The sequence below is a fragment of the Gammaproteobacteria bacterium genome (assembly GCA_034522055.1).
In the GTDB taxonomy this organism is placed as follows: domain Bacteria; phylum Pseudomonadota; class Gammaproteobacteria; order JAABTG01; family JAABTG01; genus JAABTG01.
Window position 1 is genome coordinate 2,457,019 of record JAXHLS010000002.1, and the last position, 22,086, is coordinate 2,479,104.

At 67.9% G+C, this 22,086-nt stretch carries 24 protein-coding genes; 15 read left to right on the top strand and 9 right to left on the bottom strand.

What is annotated here, in order from left to right; all coding sequences use genetic code 11:
- Positions 1–56: 56 nt before the first annotated feature.
- Both U5S82_11990 and U5S82_11995 read right to left on the bottom strand, forming a co-directional pair.
- Positions 57–650 carry a hypothetical protein gene (locus U5S82_11990; protein MDZ7752365.1) on the bottom strand — a complete coding sequence of 198 codons (594 nt, stop codon included), beginning with the start codon at positions 648–650 and terminating at the stop codon, positions 57–59.
- Between the two features lie 148 nt (positions 651–798).
- Positions 799–1,266 (bottom strand): dirigent protein, encoded by a 468-nt coding sequence (locus U5S82_11995; protein MDZ7752366.1) that lies wholly within the window; start codon positions 1,264–1,266, stop codon positions 799–801.
- 349 nt (positions 1,267–1,615) lie between these two features.
- Here U5S82_11995 and U5S82_12000 point away from each other — a divergent pair, with 349 nt between their 5' ends.
- Both U5S82_12000 and U5S82_12005 read left to right on the top strand, forming a co-directional pair.
- Positions 1,616–2,113, top strand: coding sequence for a histidine phosphatase family protein (locus U5S82_12000; GenBank protein ID MDZ7752367.1), 498 nt, complete (start codon positions 1,616–1,618; stop codon positions 2,111–2,113).
- A complete protein-coding gene (locus U5S82_12005) occupies positions 2,110–3,015 on the top strand; it encodes a patatin-like phospholipase family protein (GenBank protein ID MDZ7752368.1) in 906 nt (301 codons plus the stop codon). Before U5S82_12000 ends, U5S82_12005 begins: the two co-directional genes overlap by 4 nt.
- Positions 3,016–3,058: 43 nt before the next feature.
- Here the strand turns inward: U5S82_12005 and U5S82_12010 are convergent, their stop codons facing one another.
- Positions 3,059–3,673: a hemolysin III family protein gene (locus U5S82_12010; protein MDZ7752369.1), complete on the bottom strand. Its 615-nt coding sequence runs from the start codon at positions 3,671–3,673 to the stop codon at positions 3,059–3,061.
- A gap of 356 nt (positions 3,674–4,029) precedes the next feature.
- Between U5S82_12010 and U5S82_12015 the strand changes: the two genes are divergently transcribed.
- The 3 genes from U5S82_12015 (at position 4,030) to U5S82_12025 (ending at position 6,601) form a co-directional block, all read left to right on the top strand.
- On the top strand, positions 4,030–5,289 hold the full coding sequence (locus U5S82_12015) for a hypothetical protein (protein ID MDZ7752370.1): 1,260 nt from the start codon (positions 4,030–4,032) through the stop codon (positions 5,287–5,289).
- 177 nt (positions 5,290–5,466) lie between these two features.
- A complete protein-coding gene (locus tag U5S82_12020) occupies positions 5,467–6,060 on the top strand; it encodes a MarR family winged helix-turn-helix transcriptional regulator (GenBank protein MDZ7752371.1) in 594 nt (197 codons plus the stop codon).
- A gap of 64 nt (positions 6,061–6,124) precedes the next feature.
- Complete coding sequence (locus U5S82_12025; GenBank protein MDZ7752372.1) at positions 6,125–6,601, top strand: cytochrome P460 family protein; 477 nt, start codon at positions 6,125–6,127, stop codon at positions 6,599–6,601.
- A 54-nt stretch (positions 6,602–6,655) separates the two neighbouring features.
- On the opposite strand, the gene U5S82_12030 is transcribed toward U5S82_12025, so the two are convergent.
- Positions 6,656–7,318, bottom strand: a complete 663-nt coding sequence (locus U5S82_12030) for a protein-L-isoaspartate(D-aspartate) O-methyltransferase (protein ID MDZ7752373.1) — start codon at positions 7,316–7,318, stop codon at positions 6,656–6,658.
- Positions 7,319–7,577: 259 nt separating this feature from the next.
- Between U5S82_12030 and U5S82_12035 the strand changes: the two genes are divergently transcribed.
- The 6 genes from U5S82_12035 to U5S82_12060 are packed head-to-tail and all read left to right on the top strand — an operon-like array spanning position 7,578 to position 12,585.
- Positions 7,578–8,048, top strand: coding sequence for a 4Fe-4S dicluster domain-containing protein (locus U5S82_12035; protein MDZ7752374.1), 471 nt, complete (start codon positions 7,578–7,580; stop codon positions 8,046–8,048).
- A gap of 16 nt (positions 8,049–8,064) precedes the next feature.
- Complete coding sequence (locus U5S82_12040; GenBank protein ID MDZ7752375.1) at positions 8,065–9,915, top strand: aldehyde ferredoxin oxidoreductase family protein; 1,851 nt, start codon at positions 8,065–8,067, stop codon at positions 9,913–9,915.
- A 39-nt stretch (positions 9,916–9,954) separates the two neighbouring features.
- Positions 9,955–11,184, top strand: coding sequence for an FAD-dependent oxidoreductase (locus U5S82_12045; GenBank protein ID MDZ7752376.1), 1,230 nt, complete (start codon positions 9,955–9,957; stop codon positions 11,182–11,184).
- Positions 11,185–11,189: 5 nt separating this feature from the next.
- Positions 11,190–11,441: a MoaD/ThiS family protein gene (locus U5S82_12050; protein MDZ7752377.1), complete on the top strand. Its 252-nt coding sequence runs from the start codon at positions 11,190–11,192 to the stop codon at positions 11,439–11,441.
- A complete protein-coding gene (locus U5S82_12055) occupies positions 11,434–11,751 on the top strand; it encodes a hypothetical protein (protein MDZ7752378.1) in 318 nt (105 codons plus the stop codon). The genes U5S82_12050 and U5S82_12055 overlap by 8 nt, the downstream gene beginning before the upstream one ends.
- Before the next feature lie 24 nt (positions 11,752–11,775).
- The gene (locus U5S82_12060; GenBank protein MDZ7752379.1) at positions 11,776–12,585 is read left to right on the top strand and encodes a hypothetical protein; all 810 of its coding nucleotides are present in this window, start codon (positions 11,776–11,778) and stop codon (positions 12,583–12,585) included.
- Positions 12,586–12,662: 77 nt separating this feature from the next.
- Here the strand turns inward: U5S82_12060 and U5S82_12065 are convergent, their stop codons facing one another.
- Positions 12,663–13,277, bottom strand: a complete 615-nt coding sequence (locus U5S82_12065) for a histidine phosphatase family protein (GenBank protein ID MDZ7752380.1) — start codon at positions 13,275–13,277, stop codon at positions 12,663–12,665.
- A 141-nt stretch (positions 13,278–13,418) separates the two neighbouring features.
- Here U5S82_12065 and ybaL point away from each other — a divergent pair, with 141 nt between their 5' ends.
- Positions 13,419–15,125 carry a YbaL family putative K(+) efflux transporter gene (ybaL, locus tag U5S82_12070; GenBank protein MDZ7752381.1) on the top strand — a complete coding sequence of 569 codons (1,707 nt, stop codon included), beginning with the start codon at positions 13,419–13,421 and terminating at the stop codon, positions 15,123–15,125.
- 22 nt (positions 15,126–15,147) lie between these two features.
- Here ybaL and U5S82_12075 read toward each other — a convergent pair whose 3' ends face one another.
- From U5S82_12075 to U5S82_12085, 3 genes are all read right to left on the bottom strand, one after another.
- The gene (locus tag U5S82_12075; GenBank protein ID MDZ7752382.1) at positions 15,148–16,380 is read right to left on the bottom strand and encodes an MFS transporter; all 1,233 of its coding nucleotides are present in this window, start codon (positions 16,378–16,380) and stop codon (positions 15,148–15,150) included.
- 115 nt (positions 16,381–16,495) lie between these two features.
- A complete protein-coding gene (locus U5S82_12080) occupies positions 16,496–17,371 on the bottom strand; it encodes a D-hexose-6-phosphate mutarotase (protein ID MDZ7752383.1) in 876 nt (291 codons plus the stop codon).
- A 116-nt stretch (positions 17,372–17,487) separates the two neighbouring features.
- On the bottom strand, positions 17,488–19,563 hold the full coding sequence (locus U5S82_12085; GenBank protein MDZ7752384.1) for a 3'-5' exonuclease: 2,076 nt from the start codon (positions 19,561–19,563) through the stop codon (positions 17,488–17,490).
- A gap of 185 nt (positions 19,564–19,748) precedes the next feature.
- On the opposite strand from U5S82_12085, the gene U5S82_12090 reads away from it, so the two are divergent.
- Positions 19,749–21,026, top strand: coding sequence for a DUF1499 domain-containing protein (locus U5S82_12090; GenBank protein ID MDZ7752385.1), 1,278 nt, complete (start codon positions 19,749–19,751; stop codon positions 21,024–21,026).
- A 315-nt stretch (positions 21,027–21,341) separates the two neighbouring features.
- On the opposite strand, the gene U5S82_12095 is transcribed toward U5S82_12090, so the two are convergent.
- Positions 21,342–21,506, bottom strand: a complete 165-nt coding sequence (locus U5S82_12095) for a hypothetical protein (protein MDZ7752386.1) — start codon at positions 21,504–21,506, stop codon at positions 21,342–21,344.
- Between the two features lie 87 nt (positions 21,507–21,593).
- On the opposite strand from U5S82_12095, the gene U5S82_12100 reads away from it, so the two are divergent.
- Both U5S82_12100 and U5S82_12105 read left to right on the top strand, forming a co-directional pair.
- Positions 21,594–21,827: a CopG family transcriptional regulator gene (locus U5S82_12100; GenBank protein MDZ7752387.1), complete on the top strand. Its 234-nt coding sequence runs from the start codon at positions 21,594–21,596 to the stop codon at positions 21,825–21,827.
- Positions 21,814–22,077, top strand: coding sequence for a type II toxin-antitoxin system RelE/ParE family toxin (locus tag U5S82_12105; GenBank protein MDZ7752388.1), 264 nt, complete (start codon positions 21,814–21,816; stop codon positions 22,075–22,077). The genes U5S82_12100 and U5S82_12105 overlap by 14 nt, the downstream gene beginning before the upstream one ends.
- Positions 22,078–22,086 lie beyond the last annotated feature (9 nt).

A 22,086-nucleotide genomic window follows, 5' to 3' on the forward strand; every position in this document is an offset into this window, starting at 1 on the left:
CAGCCGCAACGCCGTCAGGGCTGTTCATCCCCGGGCCGGCGAGCCGGCGCGCGCCCTCACCAGGGCATCATGCGACCCATCCGGCCCATGGTGGAATCGACGCCGTAGGTCATGATGCCCATCTTGTGGTTCATCTGCTGCATCTCGCCCGCCATCACCGGCACGCCGTTCATCTTCACGTTCATCTGGTCCATGATGCTGGCGATGCGATCCATATCCGCGCCTATGCGCGGCATCACCTCCAGGGTCTCCTTCAAATCGTGAAGGATGACGGCGATGGCGTGGCCCGGCTCCATGGCGTCCGCCTCCAGGCCCGCGAGCCTGCCCTTCAGGGCCTTCATCCGGCCCTCGAAGCCCGCCCGGGCGTCATCCGTGGCCCTTTCGACCTTGGCCACCTCGTCCCCGGCATCCTTCTTGATATCCCGCTCCATCTCCTGCAAAGGCGTCTCCCGGGCCTCGGCGTGGGCCTGGCCCATGAGGGATGCGGTGTTGTCGTAGAGCAGAAGGACCAACGCCAGCACCAGCCCTCCGGTGGTCCACCGCAACAGCCCCTCGGTCCGGCGCAGCCGGCGCTCATTGCTCGCACATGCGGCGGCCAGGTTCTCCACCACCGCGTCCAATTCGTAATATGGATCGTTTGCCTTTTCCATCTCGGTTCCTCTTCAGTTTCGAGACCTGGGAATTTCAGGAATTTCAGGGACGGTATACTTTTTGCGCTTTCGAAGCGGGCCAGGCCTCCTTTGTTACATCGTCGTGTCTCGCTGGAAAGGGCTGTTGGGGTTCGTTCCTCACCCCAACCTACCGGTTGCCCGTGGTCTGGCGGTTGTTATCGAGGTACAGAGTCTGGGTGAAGGTGCCGTCGCCGTTGTTGACGGTTCGCATCTCCCCTGCGGCCCCGGCGTAGGCGCCGGTGCCGCCGACGATGGGGATCATGGTGGCCCCTTCATCGAACTCGCGGCCGGCCACCTGGATGGTGCCGTCGGGCAGGCTGAGGGTCCATTGGCACTGGTAGCTGTGGCCGATGCGGGTACGCACGCAAAAGCCGCTGTTGGTGCCGATGGGTTCGCCGGTCTCGTTCAGCAGAGGCTGGTCGAAGGTGAGCAGGTCACCGGTGGAGTCGCCGGGCTCGCCGAGGTCGACGCCCCGGGCCTTGCTGGTGCGCGCATCGGCGATGGTGGTCCACCCGTGTGCGCAAGGTTCGGCCGCGGCCGTGGACATCAGGGTGGTCGAGAGCAGTGTAATGGCGGCTGGAGGAAATAGTTTCATGGGCTCAAAGGGACGTTCTGCATCCGGCAAGAGGTGAGGATTGAAGGATTAGGCATAATATGGCCCGCATGCAAACCGTTTCGCGCCACCGTGGGTGACGAGGGAGGCCGGAACGAGGTCCTGGAGAGAGGGCACTACCCCCTCGTCATGCCGGGCTTGACCCGGCATCCAGGGGCCGGTGGCAGCGGGGGCGGTCTCGAGGGCCGGCCATTCGTTGATAGCCCATCGACCCATAGATCCGACGAAAGAGCCAAAATCAGGCTATTACGTCATTGAAAAGCCAGCCATGAACGTTCGTCTCTGTTGGTTTGTCCCTTGGATGATTTTGCTGGCGGGTCCGTGGGCCGCCGTGGCGGCTGAACAGTCGGAGCCCCTGGCAGTTCTGCGGGAGCCCGGCACGGCCCTGCTGCTGCGCCATGCCCTGGCCCCCGGTGTCGGGGACCCGCCCGGTTTCGAGCTGGACGACTGCTCCACCCAGCGCAACCTGTCGGATGCCGGCCGGGCGCAGGCGCGGGCCCTGGGGGAGCGCCTGCGTGCCCTCGGTGTCTCCTCGGCCCGGGTCTACTCCAGCCGCTGGTGCCGTTGCCTGGAGACGGCGCGGCTGCTGGACCTGGGGCCCGTTCAGGCCTTGCCCGCCCTGGATTCCTTCTTCCAGCAACGCAGCATCGCCCCCTCCCGCACCCGCGCGGCCCGCGAATTCCTGCACGCCCTGCCGCCCGGCCCGCCCGTGATCCTGGTTACCCATCAGGTCAACATCTCCGCCCTCACGGGCCGTTTCACCGACTCCGGGGCCGGCGTCCTGGTGCGGCCGTCGGCGGCGGGGGAGGTGGAGGTGCTGGAGGAATGATAAAGACCCTGCGCGCGCTATGGGCCGCGGGCCTGATCATGGCCGCCAGCGCCGTCACGGCTGCCGATTGCACGCGGCCCTCCATCGGGCTGGCCCTGGGCTCGGGCGGCGCCGGCGGGCTCGCCCATATCGCCATGCTGAAGGTGTTCGAGGACCTGGAACTGCGGCCGGACGGCATCGCGGGCACCAGTATCGGCGCCATCATCGGTACCCTCCACGCCGCCGGCCTGAAGGCGGAGGAGATCCAGACACTGTTCCGCGAATTCGGCGGCTCCGCCCTCGATCCCCTGTCGGGCCTGGCCGGGGACGACGCGCCCCCGGGCTGGAGCGACCTGCTGATGTTCGACCTGGAGAACGGCGGTTTCGTCGATGCCGGCAGGTTCCTGGATTTCATCGCCGAAAGCTTCGATGCCCGCGATTTTGGCGAGTTGGAGATACCGTTGCAGATCGTCGCCACCGATTACTGGAGTGGGGAGTCCCACGTCTTCAGGGAGGGCGATCTGCTCACGGCCGTCAAGGCCAGTATGGCCGTGCCCGGCCTGTTCGCGCCGGTACGGCTCGATGACAAATTGCTCATCGACGGCGGTACGTCCAATCCCCTGCCCGTGGATCTGCTGGGGGACTTCGATGTGGTGGTGGCCATCGATGTGACGGGCGTGCGCAAGCAGTCCGGAGACGATGCGCCGGCCATCACCGAGTTGCTGTTCAAGACCTTCGACATCATGCAGCAATCCATCATCCGCTCGAAGACGAACGCGAACGCGCCGGACATCTACATCAAGCCGGAATTGGCGGGGGTGCGTCTGCTCCATTTCGACCGCGTCGACGAGATCGTCCGGGGGGTGGAGGACGATGCCGCCACGCTCCGTGACAGGCTCGAGGCCCTGACTGCCTGCCGTTGAATCCCGGGGCGGCGGGGCAGGGGCAAGCCATGGCCCGCGGTCCTCAGACGTAAAACAATATCGCGAAGTAGTGGGCGGCGCTGCCTGCCAGCACGAACAGGTGCCAGACGCCGTGGGCCCAGGGATACCAGTGGTCCAGGGCATAGAAGACGACCCCCAGGGTGTAGCTGAGGCCACCGGCCAGCAGCCATTGGAAGCCGGCGGGGGGGAGGACGGCAAGCAGGGGCTCCAGGGCGAATAGGATCATCCATCCCATGACGAGATAGATCACTACCGGCAGGATCCGCCGGCCGTCGCGGGGTACGGCATCGAGGATGACGCCCAGGACCGCCAGCCCCCAGGTGGCGCCGAACAGCCACCAGCCGGTGGCGCCCCCCAGGGTGACCAGGGTGAAGGGGGTGTAGGTGCCGGCGATGAGCAGATAGATGGCCTGATGGTCGAGGATGCGAAACACGGGTTTGGCGCTGCCCCGCAGGCCGTGATAGAGGGTGGAGATCAGGTAGAGCAGGAACAGGGTGGTGCCGTACACGGCGAAGGCCACCACCCGGGCGGCGTCGCCCGTCCCGGCGGCGGCGACGATGAGTACCACCCCACCGGCCAACGCCAGGGCCGCCCCCACGAGGTGGCTGATGCTGTTGAACAGTTCACCGCGATACATGGCAGCCAGTCCCTGGGAAAACCAGCGGGAAAACCAGGGACGAACCACGGTTGATTGCGGCGTGACGGCACGCCACACGTCCATGGAGGACCCTTACGGCAACGCTCTCGTGTTCCGCTACGATGTCAGCGGCGGACCGGTCAAGCTGCGCCGGTCTGACGGTGCTGTGGTTGCGTGCGGGAACCATGATGGACGCCATGTTTACGTGACAGAGGGGAGCCGACAATACCCTATTCAGCAAACTATAGGAGACGTCGTTTTATACTGCGTATATGGTGGCACTCTCAAGACTATGCTGCCGGAGCGGCGTGGCCTTCGTCGGGGTAATGGGCAGAGTTAGGGAGAAGCGGAAAAGGATGAGCAGATTCTTCGCCGGGGTCGTCCTCTGGTTGCTGGTAAACGGTATAGCCATCGCTCAAGCCGACGACTTGTGGATCCAACCGGGGGCCGACGGCCGACCCCAGGTGCAGCTTTATTTCTTCTGGGCCCTCACCTGTCCCCACTGTACCGAGGCCCGGCCCCACATCCGGGCCATGGCCGAGGCCCGGCCCTGGGTGCGGCTGCATGACCTCGAACTCACCCGCAGTGCGCAAAACGTCGCTCTCTACCGTGCCCTGGCGGAGCGGCTGGGCGAGGAGGCGAGATCGGTGCCGGCGCTGCTGTTCTGTGGCGGGATGCATGTGGGTTGGGGCAGCGACGATACCACCGGCGCGCTGATCCGCCGGCGCCTCGAAGACTGCCGGGCACAGGCCGCGGGCGGTGAGCCAGGGGTGGGCCCGGGGGCGCCGGCCGATGTCTTCGAGGTGCCGCTCCTCGGCACCATTCATCAGGGCGACCTTTCCCTGCCGGTCCTGACCCTGGTGCTGGCCGGCCTGGACGCCTTCAACCCCTGCGCCTTCTTCGTGCTGCTGTTCCTGTTGTCCATGCTGGTGCACCAGAAGAACCGGCGGCGCATGGCCGTCATCGGGGGGGCGTTCGTCGTGGTCTCGGGCCTCATGTATTTCGCCTTCATGGCGGCGTGGCTCAACGTCTTCCAGGTCTTCGGGCATCTCAGGGGCGTGACCGTGGCGGCCGGCGCCCTGGCGGTGCTGGTAGGCGTGCTCAACGTCAAGGACTTCTTTCTGTTCGGGCGTGGGCCCACCCTGTCCATTCCCGAGGCCAGGAAACCCACCATCTTCCGCCGTGCCCGCACCATCCTCAGCGCCGAAAACCTGCCGGCCATGCTCGGGGCGACGATCCTCCTGGCCGTGGCCGCCAACTTCTACGAGCTGCTGTGCACCGCGGGTTTTCCCATGGTGTTCACCCGCCTGCTGACTCTGGCCGACCTGTCCGTGGCGGCCCGTTACGGCTACCTGGCCGCCTACAACGTGATCTACGTGGTGCCCCTAGCGCTCATCGTCCTGCTGTTCGTGCGCAGCCTGGGGGCGAGGAAACTGACGGAGCGTGAAGGGCGCCTGCTCAAGCTGCTGTCGGGGGTGATGATGCTGGGGCTGGGAACCCTGCTGCTGGTGGCCCCTGAGGCGATCAGCCGCGTGGGCATCGCCTTCGGCCTCATGGCGATGGCCATCGCGGTGACCTGGATCGCCGCCCGTCTCACCCGCGGGGGAAGCCCCTGATACCACCCCAGGGCGCCATCGCGCCCGTGCCTTGCGAGCATCCACCACCGCCTCCCGGGCGCCGGCCCTGCCGTCGCACACGTCGTGATGGCACCGTGCGCACCCCAAGGGTGGTCCTGGCCTGCTTGACCCCTCGCCTGCTTGACTTTGGCGAATTAATGGTTAGGATTCCTTACTATGAACTTCGACGTCATCTCGGAACCCCTGGAGCGCCGCCTCGCCGACGGCCTCGCCCGCCTGGCCGTGGTGGCCCGCCAGCTCGATTGGCAGGCGGCCGCGGCCGCCGGTCTGTCGCCCACCCAGGCGGATATCCTGCGCTTCGTCGCCGAGCGTCCCGCGGGCGTGCGCCTGTCCGCCGCGGCGGCCCATGCCGGCGTCCATAAGGCCACGGCCAGTGACACGGTGGCCGCCCTGGAGCGCAAGGCCCTGGTGAGCAAGGGTGCCGATCCCCGCGACGGGCGCGCGGTGATGCTGAAGGCCACCGCCAGGGGGCGACAAATGGCGCGGGACTGGCCGGCCTCTTTTGGGCCCGTGATTGCGGAACTGTCCGCGGCCGAACAGGAGGTGCTTTACGGGCTCGTGGTGAAGATGATCCGCCGCCTGCAGCAGCACGGTCTCATAGCCCCCCAGCGCACCTGTGTGAGCTGCCGCCACTTCCGTGAGAACGTCGCACCCGGCAGTCCGACGCCCCACTACTGCGCCCTGGTGGGGGCCCCCATGGCGGAGCACCACCTGCGGGTGGACTGTCCCGAACACCAGACCGCCGCCTGAGGGCGGCCTGGGTCCCGTGCCCCGGGCACGGGCCTTTTCACGCCGATGATAGTAAGGAGTCCTTATGAAAAAGCTGACGATGATGTTGTTATCCGCCGCCCTGGCCGCCCCGGCAGGAGCCGCCGAGCCCCCTGTTCCCTATCCCGATGGCTACCGGGATTGGCACCACGTGAAGAGCATGGTGATCGAGGAAGGGCATCCCCTCTACGAGTCCTTCGGTGGCATTCATCACCTCTACGCCAACCCGCTGGCCTTGGCGGGCTACCGTTCCGGCCGCTTCCCCGATGGGTCGGTTATCGCCTTCGACCTGCTGGAGGCCCGGCATGCGGACAACGCGGTGACCGAGGGCTCCCGCAAGGTGCTTGGGGTGATGCACAAGGACGCCAAGGCCTATGGGGCCACGGGTGGCTGGGGCTTCGAGGGTTTCGGCGGCGGCGATGGGGACAACCGGGTTGTGGGGCCCAATGCCGAGAGCGCCTGTTTCGGTTGCCATGCCCCGCAGAAGGATAACGATTACGTCTTCAGTCGCCTGCGGGACTGAAACGGTACCTGACACCGTTCTTGAGGGGCGCCGGGGGGGACCCGCTGGCGCCCCTCAGTCGCGGGGAGCGGACCGTGTCAGGGGCACGAAAGCCACGTCCAGCACCTTCCTGGTGGACGTGGTGCCGTCTTCCTCCCTGGCCACCACCATCAGTTCCTGGTGGGCGAGGGGGGCACCGACGGGGATCACCATGCGGCCGCCGGGCTTCAGCTGCTCCACCAGGGCCGGCGGTATGGCGGGGGCGGCGGCCGTGACCAGGATGCCGTCGAAGGGGGCTTTCTCGGGCCAGCCGTCGTAGCCGTCGCCCACCCTGCAGATGACGTTGTCATAGCCGAGGCGCCGCAGGATCGCCTCTGCCCGCCGGGACAGGGAGCCGTGAACCTCCACGCTGTAAACGGTGTGCACCAGTCGCGACAGCACCGCCGCCTGATAACCCGAGCCGGTGCCCACCTCGAGGACGACATCTTCGGGCTCCGGGTCGAGGAGATCCGTCATGAGGGCCACGATATAGGGCTGGGATATGGTCTGGCCGTCGCCGATGGGCAGAGGGCGGTTGTCGTAAGCGTAGTCCCGGGCGCCATCGGGTACGAACTCGTGGCGGGGCACCGTGGTCATGGCCTCCAGCACCCGTGGCGCGAGGGTGGCGCGCCCGGTCATGTAGCGGGTGTGGCGTACCTCCGCCTCGATCTCCCTGAGCAGCTGTTTCACTTGTGACATTCCGCACCTCGTTCCGTCCGTCCCCCCGGCTGGAGGTGGCAGGGCGCCTGCGCACGCCGTTACGTCGCTGCGGTGGCACCCATGCGTCACCGGCGCCGCCGATGGGCTTTTGTACGAGATTGGCGCCAACTTCCGTGTCGTGCAACCGCTTTTCGACCGGGGCCCGCCGCGGTGGACGTTGACCACTGCGAAAGGGGCTGTCTATATTTTCCTGACCCCTCGCAGGGATTGCGCCGGCCCACCTCCAGAGGAGCCCCCCATGCAGCGAGCCCTGCACATCACGCCGGCCAAATGCACCGGCTGCCTGCAATGCGAGATGGCCTGTTCCTATGTGAACGAGGGCCGATTCAATCCTGCCAGGTCCCGCATCAAGGTATTCACCTTTCACCACGAGGGCCGTTTCGCCCCCTATACCTGCACCCAGTGTGCCGAGGCCTGGTGCCAGAAGGCCTGTCCGGTGGATGCCATCCAGGTGGACCGGCAGACGGGGGCCAAGGTGGTGGTGGAGGCCCGCTGTGTGGGCTGCAAGGTATGCACCATCGCCTGCCCCTTCGGCACCGTGAACTACAACTCGGCCAGCGGCAAGGTGATCAAGTGCGATCTGTGCGGCGGCGACCCGGAGTGTGCCAAGGCCTGCCCCACGGCGGCCATCACCTACGTGGATGCCGACTGGACGGGGCTGGACCGCATGCGCGCCTACGCCGGCCAAAGCCTGGCCGGCACGGCCTGAGCAGAGGAGTAATGATATGGCCTGGACCGGAAAGATCCTGCGCGTCGACCTCGACGCCGGCACCTGCACCCCCGAGCCTCTCGACATGGAATGGGCCCGCGCCTACCTCGGCCAGCGTGGCCTGGCCACCCGGTACCTGGCCGCGGAGACGGATCCCACCTGTGATCCCCTCGGCCCCGACAACCGGCTCATCATGGTCACCGGCCCGCTGACGGGCACCATGGCCTCCACCGGCGGGCGCTATTCGGTGGTCACCAAGAGCCCCCTCACCGGCCTGGTGGCCTGCTCCAACTCCGGCGGCTTCATCGGCGCCGAGATGAAGAACGCCGGTTGGGACATGATCATCTTCGCGGGGCGGGCCGCCGAGCCGGTCTACCTGTACGTGGAGAACGACCACGCCGAGCTGCGCTCCGCCGCGGACATCTGGGGCAAGTCGGTGTGGGCGGCGGACGAGCACCTCCACAAGGTGCACCAGGACCCGCAGCTCCGCATCGCCTGCGTGGGCCGGGCGGCGGAGGCGGGGTGTCTGTACGCGGCGGTGATCAACGACCTCCATCGCGCCGCCGGGCGCTCCGGGGTCGGCACCGTGATGGCGTCGAAGAATCTCAAGGCAGTGGCGGTGCGCGGCACCCTGGGGGTCGGCAACATCGCCGATCCGCCGCGTTTCATGGCGGCGGTGAACGACGGCAAGCGGGTGCTGGCGGACAACGCCGTCACCGGCCAGGGCCTGCCCACCTACGGCACCCAGGTGCTGATGAACGTCATCAACGGCATGGGGGCCATGCCCACCCGCAACATGCGCGAGGTGCAGTTCGAGGGCGCCGAGCGCATCTCCGGCGAGGCCATGCACGAGCCGCGCCCCGGCGACGGCAGGCCCAACCTCACCACCAATGCCGGCTGCTTCGGCTGCACCATCGCCTGCGGGCGCATCTCCACCGTGGAGAAGGGCCACTTCAGCGTGCAGAACAAGCCCGAGTACTGGGGCAACTCCGGGGGCTTGGAGTACGAGGCGGCCTGGGCGCTGGGCTCGGATACCGGCATCGACGACATGGATGCCCTGACCTACGTGAACTTCCTGTGCAACGAGGACGGCATGGATCCCATCTCCTTCGGTGCCACCGTGGCGGCGGCCATGGAGCTGTTCGAGGCGGGGGCCATCACCACCGCCGACACCGGCGGCATCGACCTGCGCTTCGACCGTGCCGAGGCCCTGGTGCGGCTGGCGGAACTCACCGCCCGCGGCGAGGGCTTCGGCCGCGACATCGGCCTCGGCTCCAAACGCCTGTGCGAGAAGTACGGCATGCCGGAGCTGTCCATGACGGTGAAGGGTCAGGAGTTCCCGGCCTACGACCCGCGCGCCATCCAGGGCATGGGGCTGGCCTACGCCACCTCCAACCGCGGCGCCTGCCATCTGCGGGGCTATACCGTGGCCTCGGAGGTGCTGGGGATCCCGGTGAAGACCGATCCCCTGGCCACCGAGGGTAAGGCCGAGCTGGTGAAGGCCTTCCAGGACGCCACCGCGGCGGTGGATTCCGCGGGCCTGTGCGTGTTCACCACCTTCGCCTGGAGCCTGGAGAACATCGCCCCCCAGGTGGATGCCGCCTGCGGCGGCGGCTGGACGGTCGACCGCATGCTGGAGGCGGGAGAGCGCATCTGGAACCTGGAGCGGGACTACAACCTGCGGGCCGGCATGACCGCCGCCGATGACACCCTGCCCAAGCGCCTGCTGAAGGAGGCCGCCAACGTGGGCCCGGCCAAGGGCCGGGTCAACGACCTCCACCAGATGCTGCCGGAATACTACGCCCTGCGGGGCTGGACGGCGGACGGCCGCCTGACGCCGGAGACGCGGTCGCGCCTCGGTCTCTAATCCGCGGCACCCGTCCCCTGCCGTGGAGAGATAGCAGCCATGGACCATCTGATCATCGGCACCGGACCGGCGGGGGTGAACGCAGCCGAGACCCTGCGTGACGTCGACCCCGGGGCCATGGTGCGCCTGGTGGGCGACGAGCCGGAGCCGCCCTATTCCCGCATGGCCCTGCCCTACCTGTTGATGGGGCGTATCGGCGAGGCGGGTACTTACCTGCGGGAACGGCCGGAACACTTCGCGGAACGCGACATCGACGTGGTGCGGGACCGCGTGACGCGCATCGACCCCGCGGCCCACCGGGTCACCCTCGAGGGCGGCGACAGCCTGGCCTACGATCGCCTGCTGGTGGCCACGGGTTCTTCCCCCGTAAGCCCGCCCATCCCGGGGGTGGACGGCCCGCACGTTTCCAGCTGCTGGACCCTGGCCGATGCCCGCGCCATCGCCGCCGGCGCGACGAAGGGCAGCCGGGTGGCCCTCATCGGCGCCGGCTTCATCGGCAGCATCATCCTGGAGTCCCTGGCAATGCGCGGTGTCACTCTGGCGGTCATCGAGCAGGGCGAGCGCATGGTGCCCCGCATGATGGGGCCGGTGGCCGGTAACATGCTTAAAGGTTGGTGCGAGGCCAGGGGGGTGGCGGTGCATACCGGCGTCGCGGTGGAGGCCATCGAGGAGGCCGGCGTGCGCCTGGGGGACGGCACCCTGGTGGCGGCCGAGCGGGTGATTACGGCCACCGGGGTGCGGCCCAACGTCGGCTTCCTCGACGGCAGCGGCGTGGATACGGACCAGGGAGTGCTGGTGGACCACCATTTCCGCACCAGCGTCGACGACATCTATGCCGCCGGCGACGTGGCCCAGGGTCTCGATTTCTCCACCGGCGGCCATGCCGTGCATGCCATCCAGCCCACCGCCGCCGACCACGGCCACCTGGCCGCCCTCAACATGAGCGGTCGCGATGCCCCCTACGAGGGCTCCCTCAATATGAACGTACTGGACACCCTGGGCCTGCTGTCCTGCTCCTTCGGGCGCTGGGAGGGCGTGGCGGGGGGCGAGGAGGCGGAGCTGCACAGCCCCGGGGACCATCGCTACCTGTCCCTGCAGTTCGAGGACGACCGCCTCATCGGCGCCCACGCCGTGGGTCTCATCCAGCACGTGGGAGTGCTGCGGGGCCTCATCCAGCGCCGCACCCCCCTGGGGGTGTGGAAGGAACGCCTGGTGCGGGACCCGACGCGGCTGATGGAGGCCTACCTGGCCACCACCCAGGTCATCTGACGGCCATGGAGGTGCAACTGGAACTGTACGCCTCCCTGATGGGCTACCTGCCCCCCGGGGCGGACTGTCACCGGGTGCGGCTGGAGGTGGCCCCGGGTATCACCGCCCATGGCCTGCTGGACCACTGCGGCGTGCCCCGGGCCCAGACCCACTTGGTGCTGCGCAACGGAGTCTTCCTCCATGCCGCCGAGCGCGACAGGGTCGCCCTCGAGGACGGCGATGTGCTGGCGGCGTGGCCGCCGGTGGCCGGTGGGTAGGCCCGGCCCGGAGACGCGCATCGAGCGGGAGATGGGCTATTCCATGGCGGAGTTCGCCCGCGCCCTGCCGGCGGCCATGCGCGACTGGCCAGTCAAGGGCGGGCCGGTGACGGGCGGCGACGGCCGCTGGGTCGTCCGGGACGGCGAGGGGGGCGAGATTGCCACCATCGAGGCCATGCCGTTGCCGGACCGGCTGGTGGCCGCGCTGCGCCTGCCGGTGCTGCGGGTCACCATCGACCTGCGCCGCGCCGCCACGGCACCGGAGTTCCTGCGCCGCTTCGAGCGCGGCCTCCACCGCGGCGGGGGCTGAGACCCGGGGGTCCATCGCCGGGCCGTGTGGGTATACTTGGCCGCCATGGACATGAACGAGCACGCCAAGGTGGCCCTGCTGGCGGGTCTGACCGTGGCGGTGGTGGCGGCCGTCGCGGCCCTGCCGCCCATTCCCCAGTGGCAGTCCTATCATGACTTCGCCGATCGGCGCGCGTGGCTGGGGATTCCCAACACCCTCGACGTGGGTTCCAATCTCGCCTTCATCCTGGTGGCCGCGGCGGGCCTCGGACGCCTCCTGGGGAGCGACCGGCCGATGTTCGCGGACCCCCGGGACGCCATCCCCTACCGGGTGTTCTTCCTCGCCCTCGGCGCCGTCGGCTGCGCCTCGGCCTGGTACCACCTGGCGCCGGACGACGGGCGCCTGCTGTGGGACCGCCTGGCCATGGTGGGGGTGTTCATGGCCTGGGTGGCGGCCCAGTTCAACGAACGCCTGGGGCCCCGGGTGGGGGCGGTGATGTTGCCCGTGCTGTTGCTCCTCGGCGCCGCCGCGGTGGTGTACTGGGGCGTCACCGAGGCCCGGGGCCACGGCGACCTGCGGCCTTACGGCATGGTGCACCTCTATCCCATGGTGCTGGTGCCCCTGCTGCTGTGGCTCTATCCCTCACGCTACAGCCGCGGCGGCGATGCCCTGGTGGTGCTGGGGCTGTACCTGGTGGCCCTGGCCGCCGAGCAGCTCGATGCCTTTATTTTCGGCCTGACCGGCGTCGTGAGCGGCCATACCCTGAAGCACCTGGCGGGCGCGGCGGCGGCCCTGTGGGTGTTGCACTCGCTGTTGCACCGGCGCCCGACGAGCCCTGTTGTAAGGGGTGGTTGAGTCAAGCGTGGGCGTGCCTCGGTCGGTTCCGGCTTGAATCCTTGGAGTGCCTTCCGTGGCGACGTGATTCAGAGCCGCTACGGCGCCGTTTCAGCGCCGGTGAGCGCCGCCACCGGCAGGATGCCGAGGACCTCGGCGCTGCCGGCGCCGTCGGGCTGGAGCACCACCATGTCGCCCGGCTCGGTCTGCTGGAAGGTCACGGTGTTGATGGTGCTGCGGTGGCTAATCAGCACCAGGTTGCCTTCGCCCTCGAATTCACCCATGCGTTCCTCGACGTCCGCCATCACGAAGGCCAGATCCGTCGGGTCCTGGATCTCCACCAGGTTGAGGGCGTCCCAGGCCTCGAACTCGCCGAAGGCCAGGCGCGCGGTGTCGCGGGCGCGGCAGAATTCGCTGCTGTAGACCTCCGCCACGGCGATGCCGTGGGCGGCGAAGCCCGCGGCAATGGCCTCGGCCTGGGCGCGGCCGGTGGCATCCAGATTCTGCTCTTCCTCGCAGTCGCCGCTGAGGTGCATGGAGACCTCGGGTTCCGCCTCCTGGGTCTGGGTGTGTCGCATCATGACCGCCTTACCGCCCTCCGCCAGGGCCGCGATGAGTTCCTGGGGCGGCGCCGCCAGGGTGGATGCGGGTATTGCCGTCAGGGCGGCGGTCATGAGCAGGCGGAAAGCCAGGGTCTTGTATCCGGGTCGCATGGTGGGACTCCTCCGATTTTTATGAATAAAAGGGATGCCTTCCAGCAGCAGGTTAAACCATGAAAGCTGGTGAGGGTGAACGGACCCTCCGGGTGCTACCCTTCGGCCCATGGATTTTACGGCAGGCAGGCATCATCAGTGATACCCCACAGCGTGCCCCTCATCGCCACCATCGCCGCCGCCCTGGGGCTGGCGCTGGTGTTGGGTTTCATCGCCGTCAAGCTGAGGCTGCCGGCCCTGGTGGGGTATCTGCTGGCCGGCGTGATCCTGGGGCCCCACACCCCCGGCTACGTGGCGGACATGGAACTGTCGGCCCAGTTGGCCGAGATCGGCGTCATGCTGCTGATGTTCGGCGTGGGCCTGCATTTCTCCCTGGACGACCTGATGTCGGTGCGCCGCATCGCCCTGCCGGGGGCCCTGGTGCAGATCGCCGTGGCCACCGCCCTGGGCTTGGCCCTGGCGACCTATTGGGGCTGGCCCCCCGGCACCGGCGTGGTCTTCGGCCTCGCCCTGTCGGTGGCCAGTACCGTGGTGCTGCTGCGGGCCCTGGAAAGCCGCGGCCTGCTGGATTCCATCAACGGTCGCATCGCCGTGGGTTGGCTGGTGGTGGAGGACCTGGTGATGGTGCTGGTGCTGGTGATGCTGCCGCCGCTGGCGGGTTGGCTGGGCGGCGGTACGGGGCCCGCGGCGGGTGGGGCATCGGGCGGCGGGTTGCTGTCCACCCTCGCCTGGACTCTGGGCCAGATCGCCGTCTTCGTGGTCCTCATGCTGGTGGCTGGCCGGCGCTTCTTCCCCTGGCTGCTGTGGCAGGTGGCGCGCACCGGCTCGCGGGAGCTTTTCACCCTCTGTGTCATCGCCGCAGCCGTGGGCATCGCCTATGGGTCCTCGCTGCTGTTCGGGGTCTCCTTCGCCCTCGGTGCCTTCTTCGCCGGTATGGTGCTGCGGGAGTCGGCCCTCAGCCATCGCGCCGCCGAGGAGTCCCTGCCCCTGCGGGATGCCTTCTCGGTACTGTTCTTCGTTTCGGTGGGCATGCTGTTCGATCCGGCGGTGCTGCTGGAGGAACCCCTCAAGATCGTGGCGGTGGTGGCCATCATCGTGCTGGGCAAGTCCCTGGCGGCCTTCGTCATCGTCCTCGCCTTCCGCTATCCCCTGAACACGGCCCTCACCGTCTCCGCCAGCCTGGCCCAGATCGGCGAGTTCTCCTTCATCCTCGCCGGACTGGGGGTCATGTTGCAGGTGCTGCCGGTGGCGGGTCAGGACATGATCCTGGCGGGGGCCCTGATCTCCATCGCCCTCAACCCCCTGGTGTTCCAGGCGGTGGAGCCGCTGCAGGCGTGGATCCGGGCGCGCTCGAAGCTGGCACGCGCCCTGGAGCGGCCGGCGGATCCCCTGGCGGAGCTGCCCATGAGCATCGCCCAGCACCGCCTCAGCGGCCACGTCGTGCTCGTGGGCTACGGCCGTCTCGGGCAGCGCATCGGCAAGGCCCTGGGTGCCCGCGGGATCTCGGTGGTGGTGGCCGAACAGAATCGCGAGATCGTGGAGCAGTTGCGGGCCGAGGGCATCGCCGCCGTGAGCGGTGACGCCGCCGATCCGGCGGTGCTCATCCAGGCCCACATCGCCCGCGCCGCTTTCCTCGTCACCACCACACCGGACCTGCTGGCGGTGCGGCGGATGATCGAGATCGCCCACACCCTCAAACCGGATGTCGTCGCCCTGGTGCGTGCGAGCCAGGAGGATGGGGCGGACCCGCTGGGCCACGATGGCTCCGCCACCCTGTTCACCGCTGAGGAGGCGCTGGCTACGCGCATCGTGGAACGGGTGATGGACGTCGCGGCCGCGCGCCGCTGAACCCTGGGGCCGACGGCTAGCGTCAGTTTCGGAGAGGGGTGCCGGCCAGGGTGAGCCGCGCCGCCAGGGCCGCGGCGAGGATGGTCAGGGCGATGCCACCGGCGAGGGTGGTGGTATGCAAGCCAAGGTCCAGCAGCCATCCCAGCAGGGGCGGGCCGATGGCGGTGGACAGGATCATCAGGGCCTGCACGAGGGCGCGGATGGCGCCCAGGTGCATCACGCCGTAACGCTCCGCCAGCAGGGGGGTGAGGGCGGTGGAGGCCAGCCCCAGGCCCAGCCCCAGCAGGGCCGGCCATAGCAGCGCTCCCCACGGGGCCTCCACCAGGGCCAGCACCGCCATGGCCCCGGCCAGGGGCAGTTGGGCGGGTACGAACACCCGGGTCGCCGACCAGCGATCCACCAGGGGGCCGGCCCCCAGCAGGCCGCTGACGTGTCCCAGCGCGAACAGGGCCATCCCCGAGGCCACCAGCTCCGTGGACCAGCCTTTGAGCAGGGCCATGGGCACCTGGTGGAATAGGGCGACCGTGACCACGAAGGGTGGCGCCAGGGCGGTGGGCAGGATGAGGACGAAGCGCCAGTCCCGCACCACCTGGCCGACGCGCCAGTCGGGGTGATTTTTTGCCGCCGGTGCGGCCGGCGTCTCGCCGCCGGGTTGCCCGCGCAACAGCAGTAACAGCAGGGGCAGGAACAGTCCCGCCACCACGGCGGCGCTGATCTGCCACAGGCCGCGCCACTCCACCAGGGCCAGCGCGGCCACCGCCACGGCCGGGAACACCGCCTCGGACAGGGGGAAGCCCATGGAGGCCAGGCTCACGGCCTTGCCGCGCCCGTGGTGGAAACGCTGGGCCATGGTGGTCATGGCGATGTGGCCCATCAGGCCCTGGCCACCGAGGCGCAGCAGGAACAGGGCGGCCATGAGCGCCATCATCCCACCGGCAGCGGCCAGCAGCAGGCAGCCGGCGGCCACTATGGCCACCGCGCCACTCAGGAACAGCCGCAGATCGAGACGGTCGTAGAGCCGTCCCACGCCCAGCAGCAGGGTGGCGCTGGCCAGGGTGGCGCCGCCATAGACGAGCCCCAGTTCGCTATGACTGAGGCCGAAGTCCGCACGCAGGGCGGTGTTGAACAGGCCGATGTAGAAGGTCTGGCCGAAGCCGGACAGGGCAGCCGCCAGCAGGCCGAAGGCCAGCAGCCGACGGTGCCGGAGGACGAAGCGCGCATAATCGCGCAGGGCGTGAAACACCACCACGTTCATGCCGATGGATCCCAAGGATACCCCGGGCGTGCGCCGGGGCCGTGCGGAAGTGGAGGAGAAGGGGCGCTTCTCGCCATGACCCCGCCATCCTCCGCGGGACCATGACGCGAGGGGCCTACTCCACGCCGATGGTCATGGTGAGGGTATGGGAGGCGCCCGCCTTCAGGGTGTAGGCGTTGTCCAGGGCGTTGGCCGCCTCCACGCAGACCATGGACACCCAGTCCTCGTCGGGCATGTCCGCGAAGCCCCGCGCACCCTCGGGGCCGGGGTTCCACACCACGGTGCTGGCACTGCCGGACTTGTGTACATGGATGCGCCGGCCGCCGTCGTGGAGGATGGCGGCGCCGTCGTGGTCCAGGTAGACGCAGTCCATGGGGGCCTTCACCCGTAAGGCCCCGTGCTGCACGCCGCGTCCCCCGGCCACCTTGTCCACGTAGGTGATCCCTTCCAGCCCTTCCACCTCGAGGTCCCGGGCGTCGGCCACCCGGAAATAGGTGTGGAGTGCCTCGGACACGGTCCAGTCCTGGTCGCTGAGGTTCTCACCGCTGAGTTCCATGGTCAGGCGCTGGCCCAGGGTGACGGCGAGGCGCAGGCGTAAGTCCCCCGGCCACGCCGCGCGGATGTCGTCGTCCGGCTCCAGACGGAACACCACGCGGGTGGCGTCGTCCACGGACTCCACCGCCTCCACCTCCCAGGTGACGTAGCGGGCCACGCCATGGGCCTTCTGGCCGGCGTCATCGGGATGGGGGCCGAACCAGGGCCAGCACACCGGCACCCCACCGCGCACCGGTTTGGCGCCGTCGTAGCGGGCGGTCTCGCTCACCCAGATCACCTCTGCGCCGTTCCGGGGAACATAGCTCAACAGGGTGGCGCCGAAGGGGGTGAGGGTGGCGTTGCCGTGGCGGTTGGCCAGCTCCACCATGACCAGTTGGTCCCGCTCGTAGAAACGGATTTCGGGGTGGGGGAAACGGCGCTGCAGGTCTTCGATCATGACGGGGCTCCTTTGTGGGGGGAATGCCGGGCGGCCGGCGGGAGGGGCGCATGATCCCCCGCTCCGGCGGCAACGGCAAGCCGCGCCGTCGCCCCGTGCCGCCGGCCCTTGTCCGTTCAGGGGACGGCCGGTGAAGCGGTGTCGGGGATCAGTGCCGTCGCCTTGCCCACGTGGGTGAGGGTCAGGCGGTGCATGGCACGGGTGCAGGCGACATAGAGCAGGTTGCGATCCAGGGCGGTGTGGTAGTTCCTGGCGGTCGCCTCGGCGACGATGACCTGGTCGAACTCCAGGCCCTTGGCCATGTGGGCCGTGCACACCATGATGCCCTGGCTGAAGGTGGTGCTGGAGGCGGAGAGCAGGTGGGGGTCGAGGCCGGCCTCCTCGAGGGCGCCGGCCAGCGCCTCGGCGCGCGCCTGGGTCTTACAGATGATGCCGAGGGTATGGTGGCCGCAGTCCGCCAGGCCCGCGGCGATGGCGGCGATGTGGGCCGTCTCCTCGGCCTTGTTCCTGCAGCGGATGACCCGCGGGGGCTCACCGTGGCGCTCGATGGCCACCAGCTCCGGGTCGGGGGAGATGCCCTGGGCGAAACGGGTGATCTCCCAGGTTGAGCGATAGCTCTTGTTGAGCTGGACACAGCTGCCCTGCTGGAAGACGTCCCGGATGGTGGTGGCGGTGGACGAGCCGTAGGGGTTCACCGACTGGTTGGCGTCCCCCAGGATGGTCTTCTTGCAGTTGAAGAGCCTGGCGATGACGGCGTATTGCACCGGCGTGTAGTCCTGCATCTCGTCGATCAGCAGGTGCTTGACCCGCCGCGGCGAGGTGCTCTTGCCCTCCAGGCGCATCTTGAGATGGATGAGGGGGAACACATCGGCGTATTCGAGCCTGCCGCCCGTCGCCTTGAACAACTCCGGCCTGCCCATCCAGGTGAAGAGGCCCTTGTAGGTCTCGCGCAGGGTGGAACGGCGGTACATGCCCCTGATGGCCTGCTTGAGTTCGGCGCGCTCGTCCGCCCTGAGGTCGTAATGGTACTGGATGCCGATCTTCTGCTCGATGGCGGCGGCGGTGCGGTTGACGCGCTCCGTTAGGGCATAACCCCGGTTTTTCTGGAAGGTCTCCTCCAGCAGCCAGCCCGGCACGAGGCGACGCCCGATCCACAGGTCCCCGGCGATGAAGCTGTTCTTCTCCACATGGGCCGCGTAGGCGTTGATGGTGGCGAGGAAATCGGCCGACGACTTGACGGCGATGCGTTCCTGCAGGGCCTCGTCCGGTTTTTTCAGCAACTGGGCGGTCTGCTCGAAGAAGGTCTGGAAGCGATACTCGTGCTCCAGCAGCTCGGCCGCCAGGGTCTCCATCTGGACCTCGCTGACGGTCTCCTCGCCGAGTTCCGGCAGCACGTTGGAGATATAGTCGGCGAACACGCGGTTCGGCGAGATGATGAGGATGTCCTCGGAACTCAGGGTATCCTTGAAGCGATAGAGCAGGAAGGCGATGCGGTGCAGGGCGATGGAGGTCTTGCCGGAGCCGGCCACGCCCTGGATGATGAGGACCGATGCGTGCTCGTCGCGAATGATGGCGTTCTGATCCCGCTGGATGGTGGCCACGATGTTCTTCATGCCCTCGTCGGAGGTGCGGCTCAGTTCCTCCTGGAGGACGTCGTCCATGATGTTGACGGCGCTGTCAAGCATGAACTCCATCTCGCCGTCGCGGATGCGGAACTGGCGCTTCATGACCATCTCGCCGTGCACCCGGCCGGCCGGGGCCTCGTACCATGCGGGGCCGGTCTCGTGGTCGTAGAACATGGAGGCGACGGGGGCGCGCCAGTCATGGACGATGGCCTTGTTGTCGCCGTCGTCGTGGAAGCCGTGGACGCCGATATAGATGGCGTTGGCATGAGCCCCGTCCGCGGGGACGAAGTCGAAACGGCCGAAATAGGGTGAGCCGGCCAGCTTCAGCAGGCGCTTCCGGGACGCCAGCAGCTGGTCGCCGCTCATGAGGGCCTGCTCGATGGACTGGCGGCTGGCGATCTTCTCTACGTGGTCCATCTCGGCCCGGCTCTCCCACAGATAGGTCTTCTGGGCCTGGATGTCCTGGCGATATTCCTCCAGCCGGGTGTCGATGGTCTCGAGGGCGGCGCGCAGCCGCCTCTTGACCTCGGAGAGATGGGCGCGTTCGTGCTGTTCGGCTGCTTTCATGGTTGCGGGGTTTCGTCTTACTTGCTGGGTCCGGCCACGGGCGGGACCGTGGCCGGACGAGGATTTGTCGAGGGGGCTCGGGGAGGTGCCGGGTCGCTGGCGCAGCCGGCGTGATAAGCCCCTCATGACCGGAGGCGTAGTGTAACGGAAATGGCGACCGACCTTGAGGGCCGAGGAGCGCCGGTGTGTGTTTTCATGACGGCAACCAGCGGGAGTGGCCCCACCCGCCGCCGGTCCGCGGCGTCTCCCGGCGGGGCGGGAGGGGCGGGTTGCTGGTAGCATTGCGAGTCCATTCACGGCAGCAGGACACCCTGCGCCGCCCCCATGAGCCGATTATTGACTCCCTTGGCAGGCCGATGACTTCCGAACTCCACGAAGAGCGCCTCGATGCCGTGCACCAGGCCGTGCACGCCTGTGGGGCGCGCAGCGTCCTCGATCTCGGTTGCGGCGATGGCGACCTGCTCGCCCGCCTGGTGGCTGATGGGCGCTTCGAGCGGCTCACGGGGGTCGATTCCTCCCGGGCGGCCCTGGCACAGCTCCGCGTCCGCCTGGACGGCATGGCGCCCCTTGCCATGGCGCAGCGCGTGGAACTGGTTCACGGCTCCATGACCGAGGCCACGGCCGCCCTGTCGGGTTTCGACTGTGCCGTGCTGGTGGAGACCATCGAGCACGTGGATCCCCGGCGCCTGTCGGTGCTCGAGCGCGCGGTATTCGAACACATGCGCCCGGGTGCGGTGGTGATCACCACCCCCAACGCCGACTTCAACCCTTTGCTCGGGCTGCCGCCCGACGGCCTCCGGCACCCCGGCCACCGTTTCGAGTGGGGCCGCGCGAAGTTCCGCCATTGGTGCCAGGGCGTGGCCCGGCGCAACGGCTACCAGGTAACCTGTTCCGATCTTTTGGGTGGATCCCCTCCACGGCGGGGCCAGCCAGATGGCAGTGTTCCATCTGGCCGCCGCTGCGGCCCGGCAATCCCCCGCACACCCATGAGGCATGCCATGACGATCATCTGGAGCCTGTTGGTCCTGCTGCCGGTGGGGGTGGCGGTGCTGTTCGCCATCCTCGGCGTGGTATCCCGGCAGGGCGAGCCACCGGGTCTGGCCGATGGCCGCCTCGCACCGTGCCCCGACCGGCCCAACTGCGTCAGCAGCGAGGGGGCGCCGGACCCCCGGCACCACGTGGAGCCCCTGGTCTTCCGGGAAGGCGCCATGACCGTCCTCGAGGCGGAGATAAAGGATATGGGAGGGCGCATCCGCGCCCGGGAGGAGGGCTACCTCGCGGCGGAGTTCTCGTCACGGCTGTTCGGTTTCGTGGATGATCTGGAGGTCCGTGTCGACGAGCCCCGGGGGGTGATCCACCCGCGCTCGGCCTCCCGGGTGGGCTACGGCGATGGCGGCGTCAACCGCAAGCGCGTGGCTGCCCTGAGAGCCCGTTATGAAGCGCGGATGGAATCCGGCCCCTAATCTGCAACAGGACGCCTGCCGGTCTCCTGTGGGGTGGGTTGTACGTCGGACTGTAGGTCGGGCTTCAGCCCGACACCGACCGCCGGCGGACCCCAACCCGGCCCGGGTTGCACGGGCCCGGGCCGGATGTCGGGATGAATCCCGACCTACATCCGTGCCCAGGGAATGGGCAGGGGGCTGTCGTGCGGGTCGGGCTGTAGGTCGGTCGGGCTTCAGCCCGACAGCCTGCGGGTGGTACCGACCCGGCGCGGGGTGTGCCCGCTACCGCGATCTGGTGGCGGCCTGCAACGCCTGCCACGCGGCGACCGAGCACGCCTACATCCGCATCACCGTGCCGGGTGAAGGCGCCGGGCGCTGGAACCAGACCTTCAAGGCGAGCGTGCTGGATTGGTGATGGGCGTCTTCAGTGGGTGAATAGGCGATCCGGTTGAGCAGGTCCGAGAATTGGCGTGCCGCTTTGGTGGCGATGATCGTTTCCATCCCGGATTTGGATTTCGCCGTTGACAATAATGGACGCTATGATGTTTTGACGCCACAATGCCTATCTAATGATATTTGGAGCATGCCATGAGCGAGACATCAAAGCGTTCCACGATTTATTTTGACCCTCAGTTACACGCCGCGCTGCGGTTGAAGGCCGCGCATACGCACCGTTCCCTATCAGGTATCGTCAACGATGCTGTTCGTGCGGCATTGGCAGAGGACCAGGAAGATTTGGCGGCGTTCGAGGAACGGGTTTCCGAACCAACAATGAGCTATGAGGCCTTGCTGGACGATTTGAAGGCCCATGGGAAACTATAAGATTGTCTTCAAGAAATCTGTCTCCAAGGATCTGCGGCCAATCCCAAACAAAGATATTGCCCGTATCCTTCAGCGCATGAATGAACTGCAGGAGAATCCCCGCCCGGTCGGCAGTGAAAAGCTTTCAGGGAAGGAGCGCTACCGGATTCGACAGGGTGTGTACCGAATCATATATGAAGTGGCAGATGAGCTTCTTGTCGTAACGGTTGTGAAGGTGGGTCACCGAAAACATGTCTACAAGCGCAGCTAACCAGGCCAC

Bases quoted from the DNA above. Each gene is read 5' to 3' on its own strand.
- U5S82_11990 (MDZ7752365.1), bottom strand. From the start codon at position 650: ATGGAAAAGGCAAACGATCCATATTACGAATTGGACGCGGTGGTGGAG.
- U5S82_11995 (MDZ7752366.1), bottom strand. From the start codon at position 1,266: ATGAAACTATTTCCTCCAGCCGCCATTACACTGCTCTCGACCACCCTG.
- U5S82_12005 (MDZ7752368.1), top strand. From the start codon at position 2,110: ATGATAAAGACCCTGCGCGCGCTATGGGCCGCGGGCCTGATCATGGCC.
- U5S82_12010 (MDZ7752369.1), bottom strand. From the start codon at position 3,673: ATGTATCGCGGTGAACTGTTCAACAGCATCAGCCACCTCGTGGGGGCG.
- U5S82_12015 (MDZ7752370.1), top strand. From the start codon at position 4,030: ATGAGCAGATTCTTCGCCGGGGTCGTCCTCTGGTTGCTGGTAAACGGT.
- U5S82_12020 (MDZ7752371.1), top strand. From the start codon at position 5,467: ATGAACTTCGACGTCATCTCGGAACCCCTGGAGCGCCGCCTCGCCGAC.
- U5S82_12025 (MDZ7752372.1), top strand. From the start codon at position 6,125: ATGAAAAAGCTGACGATGATGTTGTTATCCGCCGCCCTGGCCGCCCCG.
- U5S82_12030 (MDZ7752373.1), bottom strand. From the start codon at position 7,318: ATGTCACAAGTGAAACAGCTGCTCAGGGAGATCGAGGCGGAGGTACGC.
- U5S82_12035 (MDZ7752374.1), top strand. From the start codon at position 7,578: ATGCAGCGAGCCCTGCACATCACGCCGGCCAAATGCACCGGCTGCCTG.
- U5S82_12040 (MDZ7752375.1), top strand. From the start codon at position 8,065: ATGGCCTGGACCGGAAAGATCCTGCGCGTCGACCTCGACGCCGGCACC.
- U5S82_12045 (MDZ7752376.1), top strand. From the start codon at position 9,955: ATGGACCATCTGATCATCGGCACCGGACCGGCGGGGGTGAACGCAGCC.
- U5S82_12050 (MDZ7752377.1), top strand. From the start codon at position 11,190: ATGGAGGTGCAACTGGAACTGTACGCCTCCCTGATGGGCTACCTGCCC.
- U5S82_12065 (MDZ7752380.1), bottom strand. From the start codon at position 13,277: ATGCGACCCGGATACAAGACCCTGGCTTTCCGCCTGCTCATGACCGCC.
- U5S82_12075 (MDZ7752382.1), bottom strand. From the start codon at position 16,380: ATGAACGTGGTGGTGTTTCACGCCCTGCGCGATTATGCGCGCTTCGTC.
- U5S82_12080 (MDZ7752383.1), bottom strand. From the start codon at position 17,371: ATGATCGAAGACCTGCAGCGCCGTTTCCCCCACCCCGAAATCCGTTTC.
- U5S82_12085 (MDZ7752384.1), bottom strand. From the start codon at position 19,563: ATGAAAGCAGCCGAACAGCACGAACGCGCCCATCTCTCCGAGGTCAAG.
- U5S82_12095 (MDZ7752386.1), bottom strand. From the start codon at position 21,506: ATGGAAACGATCATCGCCACCAAAGCGGCACGCCAATTCTCGGACCTG.
- U5S82_12100 (MDZ7752387.1), top strand. From the start codon at position 21,594: ATGAGCGAGACATCAAAGCGTTCCACGATTTATTTTGACCCTCAGTTA.
- U5S82_12105 (MDZ7752388.1), top strand. From the start codon at position 21,814: ATGGGAAACTATAAGATTGTCTTCAAGAAATCTGTCTCCAAGGATCTG.